Raw genomic sequence first — 16,735 nt, 5'->3', positions numbered from 1 at the left:
AAAAAAATAATTATTAAAATTACTCATTGGTTAATTTTAAGCGTTTTGCAAGTTGGTAATAGTTTAAATTTTTATAATTTTCATAAAAGTTTTTATGATATGTATCAAGCTTAAAGTCTTTATTGTTGTCTTTTAAGCTCTCATTGTTTTCATAAAAATATCCTTTATTACTTCCTTTAGGGTAAATGCCATATTTATCTATCCATACTGCTTCATTAAAACCAAATTCTAATCTTTCGTCATTTATTTTAGCTAAAAGATTACGTCCGCCTAAGCTTAAATATTTTACTTCGCTTAAACTTAGATCATAAAGAGTAGGAAAAATATCTTTATGTGATCCTATACGGTATTTATTATAATAAATATTATTTTGTAATTTTTTTGGGATATAAAGATAAAAAGGCACACCAAAGGCTAAAGCTTTTTGGGTATTATAATCTATACTCAAATCTCTTACTCTGTGATCTCCTGTAGCTGCTATGATGATATTATCCTTAAAAGAACTTTGTTTTACTTTACTAAGAAATTTCCCAAATTCATTATTAGCATAAATATAAGCTTTGATGATATTTTCTTGTTTATCTTTTTTATAAGGTAGTTTATCTAGTAAAGCTTTAGGGATATCATTTAAAATAGGTAATTCATTTGTGGGAATTTTATAAGGAGGGTGATTTGAAATACTTAAAGAAATGATTAGAGTATTTGTAGGATTTTTTTCTAAAATTTCATAAATTTTTCTATACATAAATTCATCAGCTACTCCATAACCATTTTCTGTTTGTGCTGCTTTTGGGTATTCTTTTATCAAATCATTTTCATCAATTATTTCATCGATATCTAAAATATTTAAGTAATTTTTAATATTTTGCCAAGAACCATTTCCCGCATAGATAAAAATTACTTTATATCCGGCTTTCTTATAAATTTGCATAGGAGTAAAATCTAAATGCTGCTTTTGAAAAGAGCTAGTAGAGATATTGCCAAAAGGGCTTAAGAAAAATAAATGTGCAAAGCTATTAATAGTACCATTAGCAGAACTTAAAAATCTTGTAAATACAAAATCTTCTTTAAAGTGTTTATCTAATGCGCCTAAAAAATTATGTTTTTTATCGCTAAATTCTAATAAATTTAGTCCAAAACTCTCCATTAAATTAATATAAACACTAGGTTTTGCGTTTTTAGCTATTTCATTTTTGGTGCTTGTTTTAAACAAAGGAAAAAGTTCTTCTTCCAAGATTTTAGCTTTATTAGTATCAATAAATGAAAATTGATTTTCTTCTTTAAATTGTTTATATGCCCAAGCAAAAGCCATAAGAGGATTTAGCATAATATCATTTAAAACCTCAAACTGCGAAAAGGAATAATTTTGCACATTAATGGCTACATGTTTAAAAGGTCCTCTTAAAGCTAAAACATAAATTAAAATAAGTAATAAATTTGAAAAGATTAGCATAAGGGGTTTTAAACGATATTTTTTAAATTTAAGTTTTAAAATTTTAATATTAATATAAATACAAATTAAAGCACAAAATAAAGCAAAAATAAGTATGGTAAATATAGGATAATCATTTAAAATAATCTTAAAAAGAGCTTGTATATTATCATCTTTAGCGCTAAAGATAAAAATATCAATTTTGCTTTTATAGATTTCATAATAATAGTATTTAATAAAAGAAAAAATTACACAAAGAAAAGCTATAAGGGCTATATAAATACTAGATAAAACAAAATAACTTTTTTAAGAAATTGTGTTATACCCCCCCCCTCCATTAAATTTCATAAAAATCAAACTTAAAAATCCACAAAGCAAAAGAGGTAAAAAAGCCGCACTTAAAAATCTTATATCGTGATAAGCCCCTAATATATACATAAGAAAAAATTCATTTTTATTTTGCACTAAATTATCAGAAATAAAAGTAAAATGCATAAAAATTCTATTTAAGCTAAAAATTAAAATCAAAATAGAACTAAAAATACTAATTTGAAGTAAAATCTTTCTCATTGTTTGCCTTAAATTAAATTTCTTTGTTTTTAATTAATTATAAAAATAAAGATTGAATATAGATGAGATTATATCGTTTTTTTTTTTTTTTGAATTTCAATAAATTTATAAAAAATTTTAAAACGAATTCATCTTTAGAGTGTTAGAAAATATAAAACATTAAAATACAAAATTTAAATGTAATTTTTAAATTGAAAAATATTTTATAAATTTTTCAATTTATTAATCTCATCTCTAATACTAGCGGCTTTTTCAAATTCTAAGGCTTTAGCAGCTTCTAACATCTCTTTTCTAAGCTCTTTGATGATTTTTGCTCTTTCATTTGCTGGCATTTTTTCAAATTTTTTACTTTTGCGATAAATTTCACCTAAATCTTCTTCATTTTTTAAACTTTCTTCTAAATGTCTTTTAACTGAAGTTGGTATAATGCCATGTTTTTTATTGTATGCTTCTTGAAGTTTTCTTCTTTCATTTGTAGTATCTATGGCTTCTTGCATAGATTTTGTGATCTTTTTAGCAAATAATAAAACTTTTCCATTTACATTTCTAGCTGCTCTTCCCATAGTTTGAATCAAACTCGTAGTGCTTCTTAAAAAACCTTCTTTATCTGCATCCATAATCGCTATAAGTGAAACCTCAGGTAAATCAAGTCCTTCTCTAAGTAAATTAATGCCTATTAGCATATCAAAATTTCCACTTCTTAAATTTCTAATTATTTCATTACGCTCAATTGCATCTATGTCAGAATGCATGTATTTAACTTTTATGCCAAGTTCTAAGTAGTATTTTGTAAGTTCTTCGGCTAATTTTTTGGTTAAAACAGTTACTAAAACCCTTTCATTTCTTTCTATAACTTTTTTAGCTTCATCAAATAAGATTTCAACTTGATTGTCGCTATCTTTAATTTCGATTTTTGGATCTAAAAGTCCCGTTGGACGCATAATTTGATGAAAAATATTTTCTTTGCTAAGTTCAAGTTCAAGTGGGGCAGGGGTTGCTGAAACAAATAAAAATTGACAATCTTTGTGAATAAATTCATCAAACATTAAAGGACGGTTATCAAGGGCTGAGGGCAAACGAAAACCATAATCAACCAAGGTTTGCTTTCTGCTTCTATCTCCTGCAAACATTCCACGAAATTGTGGTAAAGAAACGTGACTTTCATCAACAATGACTAGAAATTTTCTATTTTTAATAGCAAAATAATCAAAAAGTGTATAGGGTGTATCTCCTTCTTTAATCCCTGTTAAATGCCTTGCATAATTTTCAACCCCTTTACACATACCTGTACTTTCAAGCATTTCAAGATCAAATTCAACACGCTGTTTAAGGCGTTGATATTCTACAAGTTTGTTTTCATGTTCAAACCAAGCTAAGCGTTCATTTAATTCTGATTTTATATCTTTTATGGCTTTTTTTAAGCGAACTTCACCCACGCTAAATTGACTAGTTGGATAAAGAATAAAACGTTTTAAATCTTTGATTTTTTTATTTTCAAAAATATTAAAATGATACATACATTCAAGCTCATCGCCAAAAAATTCAAGCCTAACTACTTCATCTTCATAATAAGCAGGATAAATATCAATAATATCTCCATTTACTCGAAAATCTGCACGATCAAAAAAATTATCATTTCTTTTATAGCCCATATCTACAAGTTTTTTTAAAAGTTCTTTTTGAGAAATTTGCATTCCTTGTTCAAAGATTAAAACCATACCTATATATTCATTTGGATTTCCAAGTCCATAATTTGCCGAAACACTTGCAATACAAATTACATCTTCATAACTTAAAAGTGAAGCAGTTGCACTAAGTCTTAATCTCTCTAGATCTTCATTTGTTGAGCTATCTTTTTCTATAAAAATATCAGTACGCGGAATATAAGCTTCAGGTTGATAGTAATCATAATAGCTTATAAAATACTCTACATGATTTTTAGAAAAAAAACCTTTAAATTCGCTATAAAGTTGAGCACATAAACTTTTATTGTGACTCATAATAAGAGTTGGCATATTTAGTTTTTTTATGATATTTGCCATACTAAAGGTTTTTCCACTTCCTGTTACCCCTAGTAAAGTTTGATATTTATTACCTTGTTTAATGCTTTTTACTATCCCTTCAATAGCTTGTTTTTGATCAGGGCTTGGTTTTAAATTACTTGTAAGTTCAAACATTTCTTTTACTTTATTTTGTTTTTAAGAAAATATTTTAAAAAAAAATGGCTTAAATTTAAGTTCAAATGAAAACTTAAATTTAAGTTTTTTTGCTACAATTATAGATATTAAATTCATATAAACTTTAAAAGTAAAAAGGCAAGTAATTATGTATGATGAAAAAATTATAAATACTATGACAGATAAAGTAAATGAGCTTTTGGCTAAATACAATGAAGTATGCGAAGCAAATGAGAATTTAAGAAATGAGCTTGTAAGCGTAAAAGCTCAAAATGAAGCAAAAAGCAATCAAATAATGCGCTTAGAAGAAGAGCTTAAAACTAAAAATATAGCTAGCGAAGATATAGTGAAAAAAATAGAGGCTGTTCTTGCAAAGTGACAATTTAAGACGCGTTATAATTAATGTTTCTGCAAAAGATTTTGGCATAAGATGTAGTGAAGAATTTGCCAATTTTTTAGAAGATGAAATTGCACTTATTTCTGGCGGAACTAAAAAAATAGAATTAACACGTTTTGTAGATGCTTTTGTTAAAAAAAGTTATGAAAATTATATTACACAAAGAGAGTTAAAAAAACTTATAAAAACCATTGATGAAGAACTTCCCTTAAAAAATGAAATTTAAAAGAGCTTTTACCTTGCTTGAGCTTATATTTGTTATTTTGATTATAGGAATTTTAGCAAGTTTAGCTCTTCCTTTTTTATCCCAAAATAAAAATGATGCAAAATTACTAAAAGCTAAGATTGAATATCAAATGATTTCTTCAAGTTTGGCTTTAATGAGAAACGAAGCTTCTTTAAAACAGGTAGCTTATACTTCAGTGCTTGATAATGCAAAATTTTTTAAAGAAAATGAAAAATTATTTTTTTGTGAACAAACCATATCATGTGAAGATAAAAATTGTTGTTCTTTTTCGCTTTTTAATCTTCCTTTGTATTCAAGTAAAGATTCTTGGATAAAAATATCTTTTAATTCTTATCGTTTTTTTTTAAATTCAAAACAAAGCATAGATTTTGTTTATGATCCTAAAGAGGGTATTTTAAAATGTGTCGATAATCAATTATGTAAAGAATTTATATGAAATACTATGAAATAGCCATTATAGGTTTTTATTTAGAAAATTTAGTTTTTCATAGTGTTTTAGAGCTTTCGCCTTTAACTCAAGTTATCGTTGATTTAAAAGGAAAAAAAAATTTAAAAGCTATAATTATACAAGAGTGTAAAAAACCAGAGTTTCAAACACAAGAGATTAAAGAAATTTTACCTTATTCTTTAAGCCCTTTTCAATTTGAATTAGCAAATTTTATTTCTTATTATTATGCAACTAAATTAAGTTTTGTTTTGGGATTTTTTGAGTGTTCTAAAAAATATGAAAATAATAGCATTGAAATTTTAAATAAACCATGTTTAAATGATAAACAAGAAAGTGCGTTAAATTTTATAAAAAATCATCAAAGTTCTTTATTGTTTGCAGATACAGGAAGTGGAAAAACTGAGATTTATATTTCTTTAATCAAAGAATACCTAGAAAAAGGTAAACAAGTTTTACTTTTAATGCCTGAGATTTCACTTACACCTCAAATGCAAAAAAGGCTTGAAAAATATTTTAAAGACTATTTTTTTCTTTGGCATTCTAAAATTTCAAAGAAAAAAAAACAAGAGTATTTATTTGCACTTGAAGAAGGTAAAAAGCTCTTAGTTGCAGGTGCAAGATCGGCTCTTTTTCTTCCTTTTAGAAATTTAGGACTTATTATAGTAGATGAAGAACATGATAATTCTTATAAAGCTTCCAATAAGCCCTATATTAATGCAAGAGATTTAGCCCTTTTTATAGGAGCAAAGCAAAACATTAAAGTTGTTTTAGGATCAGCTACACCCTCTTTGGTGAGTTTTTATAAACAAAAAAGTTTTAGACTTAAAGGGACTTTTTTTGAAAGTAAAAAACATTTTATATTTGATGAGAGCGAACTTAATATCACGCCTACTTTATTAAATGAGTTAGAAAAAACTTTAAATCATCAAAAACAAGCTATTGTTTTTTTACCCACTCGTGCAAATTTTCGTCAAATTGTTTGTAGAAATTGTGGCAATACTATAAAATGCCCTTTTTGTTCAATCCCTATGAGTTTACACAAAAATAAAAATTTGCTTAAATGCCACTATTGTAATTTTTCAAAACCAGTTGATCAAACATGCCCTAGTTGCAATGCTTTAATGCTAGAAGCTAAAAAAATGGGCACAGCTGAGTTGTGTGAACTTCTTTTAGGATACTTTCCTAATGCAAATATTAAAAGATTTGATAGCGATGAGGTTAGCACATTAAAAAAACTTAATACTATTTTAAAAGAATTTAATGAAAGAAAAATTGATATTTTAGTTGGCACTTCTATGCTTGCTAAAGGGCATGATTATCATAGCGTTGATTTAAGTGTGATTTTGGGACTTGATGAGTATTTATATAGGCCTAATTATAAAGCGACAGAAGAAACTTTATCTTTGGCTATGCAAGTGGCTGGTAGGGCAGGTCGCAAAGGTGAAGCAAGGGTTCTTTTGCAAACTAAAAATAGAGATTTTTTTGAAAAATATATTCAAGATTATGATGCTTTTTTAAAAGATGAGCTTTGTTTTAGAAAGGATCTTTATCCTCCTTTTAAAAGACTTTTAAGAATTATCATAGAGGATAAAGACTTGTTAAGTGCAAGTAAATTATGTGAAAATTTAGCCCTAAAGATTAAAAAAATATCACAAATTGAGCTTATAGGTTATGGAGCTTGTGGTATAGAAATGATTAATTCTAAGTATCGTTTTTATATTTTATTAAGAAGTGATTCTTATAAAAGTCTTATTGCCATTCAAAATTATATGCTTGATTTTAAAAATATAAGTTCTGATATAGATCCTATCGATTTTTCTTAAAATTTAAATTATTAATTTAATAAAATTTGCAATTATAATTTTAACAATAACTTTGAAATTCTTTATAATACTTCCAAGAATCCACTATATCAGGACGATATTTATTTATATGTTTAAATTCACAATCAAATTTATTTTTGAGATAAATTATAATTTCTTGATTATTTTTAATATGTTCTAAAAGTTCTGTTTCTCTTAACATATCTTTTTCTGTTTGATCAATAACATCTTTAATAGCGTCTAAAAATTCTTTAAGATAATTTTTAACACCTTGATAAAGTTGTTTATTTTGATGAAGTTTTAAAAAGTCATTTTTATGTATAAAGATACCCAGATCATTGCATAAATCATTTTGTATGATATCTTCAATGATATTTAAAAATTCACCATCCATAAAACGATTAAAGATAATCAAAATGCTTTCTTTTGTATTGATATTATAATTTTTTAAATTATTAGTAGAATGAAAAGAATAAATATTTTTTAAGTCATTTTCATTTACATAAAGCTTTAGTGGAAATAAATACCTTAGATAACCTCGAAATTCTTTACTTTTGAATATATTTTTTTTACTGATATGGGGGGGGGTAAGAGATAAATTTTGAGCCAATTTAGTTAAAGTATCAAAGGCTTTTTCTTCGCTAAATTCACTCATATCTATATAAGTGATATTTTTAGGATTTAGTATTTTTATTAGTTTTTGGATGATAAAAACATTATTTTCTAAGTCTTTAAAATCCCATTTAATTTCTGTTTTTTCATGGGTTAAAAAATCTATATAAGAATGCCAATCATAAGTAAGATTGAACATAGGTTCATAATTTCTTTGCACTTTATTCCAGTTCCTGCCAAGACAATGTTTTAAAATTCCTATAGGATCTCTTACTCCTATGATACAAGGAATAGAATCATCAAGTAAATAAAGGAATTTTTCTAGATCTTTTACATTGAGTTCTGAAAGATTAATGCCTTGATTTATAAAATTAGGATTATTAAGATAAGTATGTAAAAAACAATATCTATTTTTTGCGTCATTTTCTAGCATCCAAGAGGGAAAACAAAGAGTATTAAGAGCTTCATTAACATATCTTAAAAAGGCACCGGCTCCAACTCCATGCGGTGAAATATAAATAAATTTATATTTTTTACTCAAAGGAATGTTAAGATTCCAAGATAAATTCGCACAATATTCACTAGCATCTATATCAATCAATTCTGGATTGATTAAAGGAGGATAAGGATGATTTGAGTATTTTTCTTTAAATTCATTAGAACTTAACCAGTTTGCAATTATATCTATATGATTAAGAATAAATTCAAAGAAATTTTCATCATTTGAATTTTTTAAAGCATTAAGGATTAAATTGGCATTTTTTGGATCAAGTTTTTCTTTTAAAGTTTGTAAAATTTGCATGATTAAAATATAATCTCACTTTCATTAAATTTAGTATTTTGCGATGGAAATGGTGATTTTGGGGTATAGTATTCTATATTTTTTTGATATATACCTTTTTTTACATCATTTGGAATACTAAATTTTCTTGTGGTATTAGGAAATTTTTCTAAATATTGAATCATAAATTCTTTAAACACAGGAGCTGCTGTTCTAGCTCCGCCTTCTGTTTTTTTCATAGGATAGTTATTATCATTTCCATACCAAATAATAGCTTCTATTTCAGGGGTTACCCCGCAAAACCAAGCATCAATGCTTTTATTAGTCGTTCCTGTTTTTCCTGCTATTTCTATCCCTTCAACTCTTGCATTGCGTCCTGTTCCTTGTTCTACAACGTTTTTCATCATATCAAGCACTAAAAAAGCTTGAGCTTCATCACTTATTTTTTGTTCTTTAGGTTCAAATTCTGCAATAATATTTCCATTTTTATCTTGAATACTTTTTATGATTTGCAAATCTTTAATTTTTCCATAATTTCCAAACATAGTATAAAATTTTGAGTATTCTAAAGGAGAAATTCCAAAACTTCCAAGAACTATAGAAAGATTAGGGGGTAAATTTTTAAAACCCATTTGAGTTAGTTTTGAATATACAACATCAAGACCAATATTAAGTGCTAAATTTATGGTGGCTAAATTTCTTGATGCGCTTAAAGCTTTTTTAAGTGTGATCAATCCGCTAAAATCTTTGCTATAATTTTTTGGTTTCCAATCTTCATTATTTCCAGCCCCACCTTCAAAAATTCTTGATATATCAGCTACTTCACTCATTGGAGAATAACCTAGATTAATGGCTACTTGATAAACAAAAGGTTTAAAAGAGCTTCCTGGTTGTCGCATGCTTTGAGTAGCTCTGTTATAATTGCTTTTTTCATAATCAACCCCACCCACTAAAGCAAGCACTTCTCCATTTTGATGGTTTGCAACGACCATTGCTCCATTTAGTGTGTCTAAATTCGCATTTTTATCTCTTTTAACAATTTCATCATAACCCCATTTTAAAGATTTTTGTGCCATTTCTTGAACATCTAAATCTATATTTAAAATTATTTTATATCCACCTGTTTTTAGATCTCTAATGCTAGGATTTAGTTGTTTTATGACCTCATCTACAACATAAGGTGCAGCGTTTTGAGTTAATGTATCATCATAAACTTTAGGAATTTCATTTAAAGCTTCTTCGTATTCATTTTTTGATATCCATCCTAAGGTATAAAGTCTTTGGATTACATTATTGGCTCTTGAGATAGAAAGATCAAGATGTTTTGTAGGATCATAGCTACTTGGAGCCTTAGGTAAACCTACTAATATAGCAATTTCTTTAAGACTTAATTCGTTTAAATTTTTATGAAAATATCCAAGAGCAGCAGTCTTAACTCCATAATACCCATGTCCAAAAAAGATAAAATTTAGATATCTTTCTAAAATTTCTTCTTTGCTAAGTATAGTTTCCATTTTATAGGCTAAAAGCGCTTCGCGTATTTTTCTGCTAATAGTTCTTTCAGGGGTAAGTTCGGTATTTTTGATAAATTGTTGCGTAAGAGTTGATGCCCCTTCCATAGTTTTACCGCCACTTTTTATGATTTTTATTAAGGCTCTAAAAATAGCATCAATATTAACTCCATTATGTTCAAAAAAGCTTGTATCTTCAATGGCTACTAAAGCTTCTATAAGTCTTGGAGGAAATTCTTCATATTTAGCATAAAATCTATGTTGCTCAAAAATATTAGCAATGAGTTTTAAATTTTTATCAAAAATTTGAGTTGTTAAAGGTGGATTATATTCTTTAAAAATATAATCTTTTGTATCTAGACTTGAAAAAAGATAAGTGATATAGATAAAAATTAAAATACAAATTAAAGAAAAGAATGAAAAAATATATTTTAAAAATTTCATAAATAAGCCTTTAAAGTATCAGTATTTAATCCCAAAGCCGTATTTAAGTTGCCAATTTGTTTATCAATATACTTTTGATGAAAGCCTTCGCACATGATAGCTCCAGCCTTTCCCTTATAAAGACCACTTTCTATATAATCTTTCATTTCATCTTTATCAAATTCTTTAAAAAATAGACTTGTTTTTGAAAGAGAAAAAATTCTTTTTTGCGGAGTTTTTAAGATAAAGGCACTTAAAATATCTACTTTTTTACCGCTTTGCATAGTAAGCATTTTATAAGCTTGTTCTTTATTTAATGCTTTGGTTAGGATATTATTTTGGATACAAGCAATGCTATCTGCAAAAAGTATCTTATCATAATTAAATTTTTGGCAAAATTGTCTTTCTTTTGCTTTTACAACTTCTTGCACATAAATACTTGGAGTATAAGAAGTTGTAATATTTTCATCATAATTAAAACAAATTTGAGTAAATTTAATTCCAGCCTGTTTTAATAAATTTACCCTAGAAATAGAAGAAGAAGCTAGATAAAGCATTATTTACAAAGCTCTTTTTCTATAAAATCTTTTGACTCTTGTAAAGCTTGATCAATCTTTGCAAAGTCTTTTCCTCCAGCTGTTGCAAAATCATCTCTACCTCCGCCATTTCCGCCTAAAATTATAGCGGCTTGTTTAACCAAAATTCCAGCTTTTAAAGGTGCATTTTTTACACCTGCAGCAAGATTGATTTTTTCATTTTTGCTTTGTATGAGTAAAATCACACTTTTTTCAAATTTATTTTTAAATTCATCGATAAGATTTTTTATATCGATATTTTCATCATTAATTTTTTGAACACAAATTTGTGTTTGATTGATACAAATAGAATCTAGCTTAATTTGACTAGAATTTCTAAGTTCATTTTTAGAATTTTTAAGCTCATTTTTGAGTTTTTTGATGCTACTTAAAGCATCATTATTTTTTAATTCTTCTTTTATATCGTTTAACTCCTCAATAATGCCTTGTGTAAATTCTAATGCCGCTTTAGAAACTACTGCTTCTATTCTTCTGATTCCAGAACTTACACCACTTTCTTTGATGATATAAAAACTTCCAATTTCAGCAGTATTTTCAACATGAGTTCCCCCGCAAAGCTCTTTACTTTCTCCTAGGGTTAAAACCCTAACTTCATTTTGATATTTTTCACTAAATAAAGCTATAGCACCGCTTTTTTTTGCTTCTTCTAAAGTCATAAAATCAATTTTAGTTTTATTTGCACTAATGATCATTTCATTAACACATTTTTCAATTTCTTTGAGTTCTTTTTTGTTTAGAGCCTTAGAATAGCTAAAGTCAAATCTTAATCTATTGTATTCCACCAAAGAACCCGCTTGATTGACTTGATCACCTAAAATCTTTTTTAAAGCATGATGAAGAAGATGAGTAGCGCTGTGATGTCTTGCGGTTTGCATTCTTTTTTCTAGATCAATTTTTGCTTCTATTATTTGATTTGTTTCAAATTTTTCACAAGCTTTTACTTTGCTAAGATTAAGATCAAAGAATTTTTGAGTAGCTAAAACTTCACTTTGATTGATTTTACCACTATCGCCACTTTGTCCCCCGCTTGTTGGGTAAAAAGGAGTTTTTTCAAGCATTATCCAGCCTGTTTGTCCTTGATCTAAATGAGAAAGTTCTTTTAAATTTTCATCTAAAAGAGCTAAAATTTTTGTTTTTTGATTAAAATGTTCATAACCAACAAATTCATTTTTACTAAATTTTTCAATTAAATTTTTAAAATCCCCACTAATGCTTATATCTCCACTACCTTTCCAAGAATTTTTAGCTCTATTTTTTTGTTCTTGCATTAAGGCATTAAATTTTTCTTCATCGATAATAATATTTTTTTCTTTAAGCATATCTTGAGTGAGATCAAAAGGAAAACCATACGTATCATAAAGCTTAAAAGCTACTTCTCCGCTAAAAACTTCTTTGGTGTTTTTAAGCTCTTCATTAAAGATTTCTATACCTTTTTCTATGGTATTTAAAAATCTTTCTTCTTCAAGTTTAATTTGTTCTTTTACATAATCTTTTTTTTCATTAAGATAAGTATAATGCTTACCCATGATATCACAAACCTTATCGACAAGTTTATACATAAAAGGTTTTTTCAGTCCAAGCAAATAGCCATGTCTTAAGGCGCGACGCAATATTCTTCTTAAAACATAACCCCTACCTTCTTTGTCAAAATTTATACCCTGAGCTAGTAAAAATACACTAGATCTTATATGATCAGCTATTACTCTATAGCTAGCTCCTTTTTCATATACATAAGGTTTTTTACAAATTTTTGCTATTTCTTTGATAATAGGCATAAACAAAGAAGTATCAAAATTGCTAAATTTTCCTTCTTTGATGGCTATAACTCTCTCAAGCCCCATTCCTGTATCTATACTAGGTTTAGGCAAAGGAGTAAGAGTTCCATCTGCACTTCTTTCATATTGCATAAAAACAAGATTCCAAATTTCTAAGAAGCGATCTCCATCTCCACCCATATAATCTTCTAAACCATTAAAATGCTCTTCTCCTTGATCGTAAAAAATCTCACTACAAGGCCCACAAGGTCCAGTATCTCCCATTTGCCAGAAATTATCTTTATCTCCAAATTTATAAATTCTCTCTTTTGGAACAAAATTCTGCCAAAGCTCATAAGCCTCATCATCATTTTCATGGGTTGTTACATAAAGTTTTTCTTTTGGGAGTTTTAAAACTTCAGTGACAAATTCCCAAGCATAAGTAATAGCATCTTTTTTAAAATAATCCCCAAAACTAAAATTCCCAAGCATTTCAAAAAAAGTATGATGTCTAGCCGTATAACCAACATTATCAAGATCATTATGTTTTCCACCAGCTCTTATACAAGTTTGACAACTTGTTCTACGAGGCGGATTAGGGCGTGGAATTTCTCCTGTGAAAATACTTTTAAAAGGAACCATACCCGCATTTGTAAAAAGTAGGGTAGGATCTTCAGGAACCAAAGGAGAAGAAAAAACCACTTCATGACCTTTTGATTTAAAAAAATTCAAATATTCGCTTCTAATATCCATAAAAACTTTCCCAAAATTTAAAATTACTATTCAAAAATATATGATATCAAAATTACTTTAAATTAAGTAAAACTAAAATACAATTAATCTTTTAATTAAATACTTAAGGTTTTTTATGGATTTTATCAATCTTAAAGCTCAATATAGCGCCTATAAAAATGAAATAGATTCAGAAATTTTAAAAATTTTAAATAATTCTTCTTTTATCGGTGGAGACAAACTTAAAGAATTTGAGGCAAATTTAGCCAAATATGTAGGCGTTAAAAATGCCATTGGATGTTCAAGTGGAACTAGTGCTTTATATTTGGCTTTAAGGGCTTTAGGTATTTCTTATGATGATGAGGTGATTGTTCCAAGTTTTACTTTTATCGCTACAGCAGAAGTTGTGGCATTAGTTGGTGCAAAGCCTGTTTTTGTAGATATTGATTTAGATGATTTTAATTTAAGCATTGAAGAGGTTAAAAAAGCTATTTCTCCAAAGACAAAAGCTATCATTGCTGTAAGTATTTTTGGACAAATGCCTGATTTATTTGCTTTTAAAAAATTATGCGATGAAAAAAATATCACCTTAATCGAAGATGGAGCCCAAAGTTTTGGGGCAAGCTATAAGGATAAAAAATCATGTTCTATAGCTCACATTTCTTGCACAAGTTTTTTTCCTTCTAAGCCTTTAGGAGCTTATGGAGATGGAGGTGCTATTTTTTGTGATGATGATTTTCTAGCACAAAAAATAAAAATACTTCTAAACCACGGTCAAACTCAAAAATACAATCACGAATTTATAGGGATCAATGCACGACTTGACACCTTACAAGCTGCTATTTTAGATGTAAAGCTCAAATACTTTGATGATGAACTTAAAACAAGAGCAAAATTAGCAGCAAATTATGATAAGAATTTAAAAAATTGCCAAATTCCTAAAATCAAAAAAGATTTTATAAGCGTTTATGCACAATACAGCGTCTTAGTCGAAGATAGGGCTAAAGTGATTGAAAAATTTAAACAAGCAAACATTCCTTATGCTATACATTATCCTATACCACTTCACAAACAACCTTGTTTTAAAGAATTTTCCCATTTAGAACTTAAGAATTCAGAATTTATAAGCGAACATATCTTATCTTTACCTTTTTCTGCGTTTTTAAAAGAAGAAGAACAAGAAAAAATTATTAATTTATTTGCGAATTTATAATTAGGAATTTTTTATGAAAATCGGTATTATAGGCCTTGGCCATATGGGAAAAAATCATTTAAAAGAGCTTAAAAATAATTCCAATTTTAAGCTTAATGCTTTATTTGATATCCAAAAATTTTCAAGCGATATTCCTTTTTTTGATAATCTAGATGATTTTTTAAAACAAGATAATGATATAGTGATCATTGCAACGCCTACATTTACCCACTTAGATATTGCAAAAAAAGTTTTACCAAAAGTAAAAACTGTATTGATAGAAAAGCCACTAGCAATGAATTTAAAAGAAATCAAAGAATTTGAAAAATACTCCAAATCCCACGATAACAACATAGCCGTTGGCTTTTGCGAAAGATTTAATCCCTGCATAAGAGCCTTAAAAAAGATCTTAGACAATGAGCTTTTAATAAGCATAAACATTCAAAGATTTTCAAGTTTTCCTCAAAGAATACAAGATGTTGGAATTTTACAAGATTTAGCCGTGCACGATCTTGATCTTTTACATTTTTTAAGCAATCAAAAAATTTCAGAAGCTAAAATTTTAAAAAACTATACTCAAGAATGCCATCAAGAAAGCGAAAGTATCATATCGTGCAAAATGCAAAATTTTATAGCCTGCTTACATCAAAGCTGGAATAGCACCCAAAAAATAAGAAAAATCCAAATAATCACAAACAAGCATTTTTACGAAGCTGATCTAATCAACCTAGTTTTATTAAAAGACAATGCAAAAATTGAACTTGAAAAGCATTCTACGCTTTTTAAAGAGCATGAGGACTTATTTAAATTTGCTCTAAATCAAAAAAATGATCTAGCTTCCATACAAGATGCATTTTTAGTCCAAGAGATTTTAGAGAAACGCTAATGAAACTTGTTTTATTTTTAAATATGGGTGGCGTAAGCAAGATAGAAGATTGCGAACTTTTTTTAAAAAATATGTTCAATGATCCTTATATTTTAGGAATTAAAAATAAATTTTTAAGAAAAATGATCGCTTTTTTGATCACTAAAATGAGATTAAAGGCTATGCAAAAAAATTATGAAATTTTAGGTGGAAAATCCCCTTTAAATGACATAACCTTAAGTCTTTGTGAAAAACTAAACAAAAATGAAAATTTTAAATTCGATTTTGTCAATTTATACGTCCCGCCCTTTGCCACAGAAGTTTTAAAAAAATACTCCTTAAAAAAAAATGACGAAATTATCCTTTTTCCACTTTATCCCCATCACTCTCAAACAACAGTAACAACCTCGCTTGAAGTCTTAAAAAAAAGTATTGATGCCTTAAATATCGACTCTAAAATTCACATCATTGATATTTTTTACAAAGATGAACTTTACAATCAAATGATTATAAATCACATTTTAAAAGAAAATGAAAATTTTAAAAGAGATCAAAAAAAGACTTTGATTTTTTCAGCTCATTCTTTACCTGTATCTATAATAAAAAAGGGAGATTTATACGAAAAGCATACTGTAGAGCATTTTGAAATTTTAAAGGATAAGCTTAAGGATCATTTTGATGAAATTTTACTTTCTTATCAGTCAAAATTAGGCCCAGTAAAATGGCTTGAGCCAAATACAAGCGATATCTTAAAAAATCTAAAAAACGATGCCTTAATATATCCAATTTCTTTTTGTATTGATTGCTCAGAAACTGTATTTGAGCTTGATATCGAGTATAAAAAACTAAGCAGTAAAGACTATGAAGTCATTTCTTGTCCAAACGATAGCCTAGAATTCCAAACTTTTATCCTTTCTAAACTTTCCCTTTAAATTTAAACTCATCAAAGATAATTGATTCTATCTTTGATTTTTTTCATTTTTAATAATAGAAAATTAATAAAGTTTTTATTTTCAGTAAAATAAATATATTATCAAGTATTTTAAAACTATAACCATTATTCTTTTAATTTTTAGTCTATATCTTTTATCTTAATACAACAATATCAAAAAAAAAAAAAATGAATTAATAATTATTATTAATAAGAATTTAATTAAAAATATTTTATTATTCCG

14 protein-coding genes are annotated in these 16,735 nt (G+C 27.3%); 7 read left to right on the top strand and 7 right to left on the bottom strand.

The window, feature by feature from the left end:
• Positions 1-19: 19 nt before the first annotated feature.
• The 3 genes from CNZW441b_RS05405 to uvrB form a co-directional block, all read right to left on the bottom strand.
• A complete protein-coding gene (locus CNZW441b_RS05405; RefSeq protein ID WP_244985449.1) occupies positions 20-1,543 on the bottom strand; it encodes an LTA synthase family protein in 1,524 nt (507 codons plus the stop codon).
• A gap of 195 nt (positions 1,544-1,738) precedes the next feature.
• Complete coding sequence (locus tag CNZW441b_RS08150; RefSeq protein ID WP_244985433.1) at positions 1,739-2,002, bottom strand: hypothetical protein; 264 nt, start codon at positions 2,000-2,002, stop codon at positions 1,739-1,741.
• 203 nt (positions 2,003-2,205) lie between these two features.
• A complete protein-coding gene (uvrB, locus tag CNZW441b_RS05400; protein ID WP_216681282.1) occupies positions 2,206-4,179 on the bottom strand; it encodes an excinuclease ABC subunit UvrB in 1,974 nt (657 codons plus the stop codon).
• 148 nt (positions 4,180-4,327) lie between these two features.
• Here uvrB and CNZW441b_RS05395 point away from each other — a divergent pair, with 148 nt between their 5' ends.
• The 4 genes from CNZW441b_RS05395 to CNZW441b_RS05380 are packed head-to-tail and all read left to right on the top strand — an operon-like array spanning position 4,328 to position 7,094.
• Positions 4,328-4,558, top strand: a complete 231-nt coding sequence (locus CNZW441b_RS05395) for a hypothetical protein (RefSeq protein ID WP_131163512.1) — start codon at positions 4,328-4,330, stop codon at positions 4,556-4,558.
• The gene (locus CNZW441b_RS05390; protein ID WP_131163511.1) at positions 4,548-4,802 is read left to right on the top strand and encodes a hypothetical protein; all 255 of its coding nucleotides are present in this window, start codon (positions 4,548-4,550) and stop codon (positions 4,800-4,802) included. The genes CNZW441b_RS05395 and CNZW441b_RS05390 overlap by 11 nt, the downstream gene beginning before the upstream one ends.
• Positions 4,792-5,259: a type II secretion system protein gene (locus tag CNZW441b_RS05385; RefSeq protein WP_131163510.1), complete on the top strand. Its 468-nt coding sequence runs from the start codon at positions 4,792-4,794 to the stop codon at positions 5,257-5,259. Before CNZW441b_RS05390 ends, CNZW441b_RS05385 begins: the two co-directional genes overlap by 11 nt.
• Entirely contained in the window at positions 5,256-7,094 is a 1,839-nt protein-coding gene (locus tag CNZW441b_RS05380) for a primosomal protein N' (protein ID WP_131186823.1), read from the top strand. Before CNZW441b_RS05385 ends, CNZW441b_RS05380 begins: the two co-directional genes overlap by 4 nt.
• Before the next feature lie 40 nt (positions 7,095-7,134).
• Here the strand turns inward: CNZW441b_RS05380 and CNZW441b_RS05375 are convergent, their stop codons facing one another.
• From CNZW441b_RS05375 to alaS, 4 genes are read right to left on the bottom strand one after another with little or no spacing between them, the layout of a single operon-like run.
• Entirely contained in the window at positions 7,135-8,511 is a 1,377-nt protein-coding gene (locus tag CNZW441b_RS05375) for a DUF2972 domain-containing protein (protein ID WP_424945001.1), read from the bottom strand.
• Positions 8,511-10,442 (bottom strand): penicillin-binding protein 1A, encoded by a 1,932-nt coding sequence (locus CNZW441b_RS05370; RefSeq protein ID WP_131163507.1) that lies wholly within the window; start codon positions 10,440-10,442, stop codon positions 8,511-8,513. Before CNZW441b_RS05370 ends, CNZW441b_RS05375 begins: the two co-directional genes overlap by 1 nt.
• Complete coding sequence (gene maf, locus CNZW441b_RS05365; RefSeq protein ID WP_131166281.1) at positions 10,439-10,978, bottom strand: septum formation inhibitor Maf; 540 nt, start codon at positions 10,976-10,978, stop codon at positions 10,439-10,441. Before maf ends, CNZW441b_RS05370 begins: the two co-directional genes overlap by 4 nt.
• On the bottom strand, positions 10,978-13,524 hold the full coding sequence (gene alaS / locus CNZW441b_RS05360; protein ID WP_216681281.1) for an alanine--tRNA ligase: 2,547 nt from the start codon (positions 13,522-13,524) through the stop codon (positions 10,978-10,980). The genes maf and alaS overlap by 1 nt, the downstream gene beginning before the upstream one ends.
• Before the next feature lie 115 nt (positions 13,525-13,639).
• Between alaS and CNZW441b_RS05355 the strand changes: the two genes are divergently transcribed.
• The 3 genes from CNZW441b_RS05355 to hemH are packed head-to-tail and all read left to right on the top strand — an operon-like array spanning position 13,640 to position 16,492.
• On the top strand, positions 13,640-14,716 hold the full coding sequence (locus CNZW441b_RS05355; RefSeq protein WP_131163504.1) for a DegT/DnrJ/EryC1/StrS family aminotransferase: 1,077 nt from the start codon (positions 13,640-13,642) through the stop codon (positions 14,714-14,716).
• Positions 14,717-14,729: 13 nt separating this feature from the next.
• Positions 14,730-15,581: a Gfo/Idh/MocA family protein gene (locus tag CNZW441b_RS05350; protein ID WP_131163503.1), complete on the top strand. Its 852-nt coding sequence runs from the start codon at positions 14,730-14,732 to the stop codon at positions 15,579-15,581.
• Positions 15,581-16,492 (top strand): ferrochelatase, encoded by a 912-nt coding sequence (hemH, locus tag CNZW441b_RS05345; protein WP_131163502.1) that lies wholly within the window; start codon positions 15,581-15,583, stop codon positions 16,490-16,492. Before CNZW441b_RS05350 ends, hemH begins: the two co-directional genes overlap by 1 nt.
• Positions 16,493-16,735 lie beyond the last annotated feature (243 nt).

It is taken from the genome of Campylobacter novaezeelandiae, from assembly GCF_018968685.1.
GTDB lineage: Bacteria > Campylobacterota > Campylobacteria > Campylobacterales > Campylobacteraceae > Campylobacter_D > Campylobacter_D novaezeelandiae.
The sequence above is the reverse complement of the archived record's forward strand: the minus strand, read 5'-3'. Positions and strand labels throughout refer to the sequence as shown.

Excerpts from the sequence above, each read along its gene's own strand:
- CNZW441b_RS05380 (WP_131186823.1), top strand. The coding sequence starts at position 5,256 with ATGAAATACTATGAAATAGCCATTATAGGTTTTTATTTAGAAAATTTA.
- hemH (WP_131163502.1), top strand. The coding sequence starts at position 15,581 with ATGAAACTTGTTTTATTTTTAAATATGGGTGGCGTAAGCAAGATAGAA.
- uvrB (WP_216681282.1), bottom strand. The coding sequence starts at position 4,179 with ATGTTTGAACTTACAAGTAATTTAAAACCAAGCCCTGATCAAAAACAA.
- CNZW441b_RS05350 (WP_131163503.1), top strand. The coding sequence starts at position 14,730 with ATGAAAATCGGTATTATAGGCCTTGGCCATATGGGAAAAAATCATTTA.
- CNZW441b_RS05385 (WP_131163510.1), top strand. The coding sequence starts at position 4,792 with ATGAAATTTAAAAGAGCTTTTACCTTGCTTGAGCTTATATTTGTTATT.
- CNZW441b_RS05370 (WP_131163507.1), bottom strand. The coding sequence starts at position 10,442 with ATGAAATTTTTAAAATATATTTTTTCATTCTTTTCTTTAATTTGTATT.
- CNZW441b_RS08150 (WP_244985433.1), bottom strand. The coding sequence starts at position 2,002 with ATGAGAAAGATTTTACTTCAAATTAGTATTTTTAGTTCTATTTTGATT.
- alaS (WP_216681281.1), bottom strand. The coding sequence starts at position 13,524 with ATGGATATTAGAAGCGAATATTTGAATTTTTTTAAATCAAAAGGTCAT.
- CNZW441b_RS05395 (WP_131163512.1), top strand. The coding sequence starts at position 4,328 with ATGTATGATGAAAAAATTATAAATACTATGACAGATAAAGTAAATGAG.
- maf (WP_131166281.1), bottom strand. The coding sequence starts at position 10,978 with ATGCTTTATCTAGCTTCTTCTTCTATTTCTAGGGTAAATTTATTAAAA.
- CNZW441b_RS05355 (WP_131163504.1), top strand. The coding sequence starts at position 13,640 with ATGGATTTTATCAATCTTAAAGCTCAATATAGCGCCTATAAAAATGAA.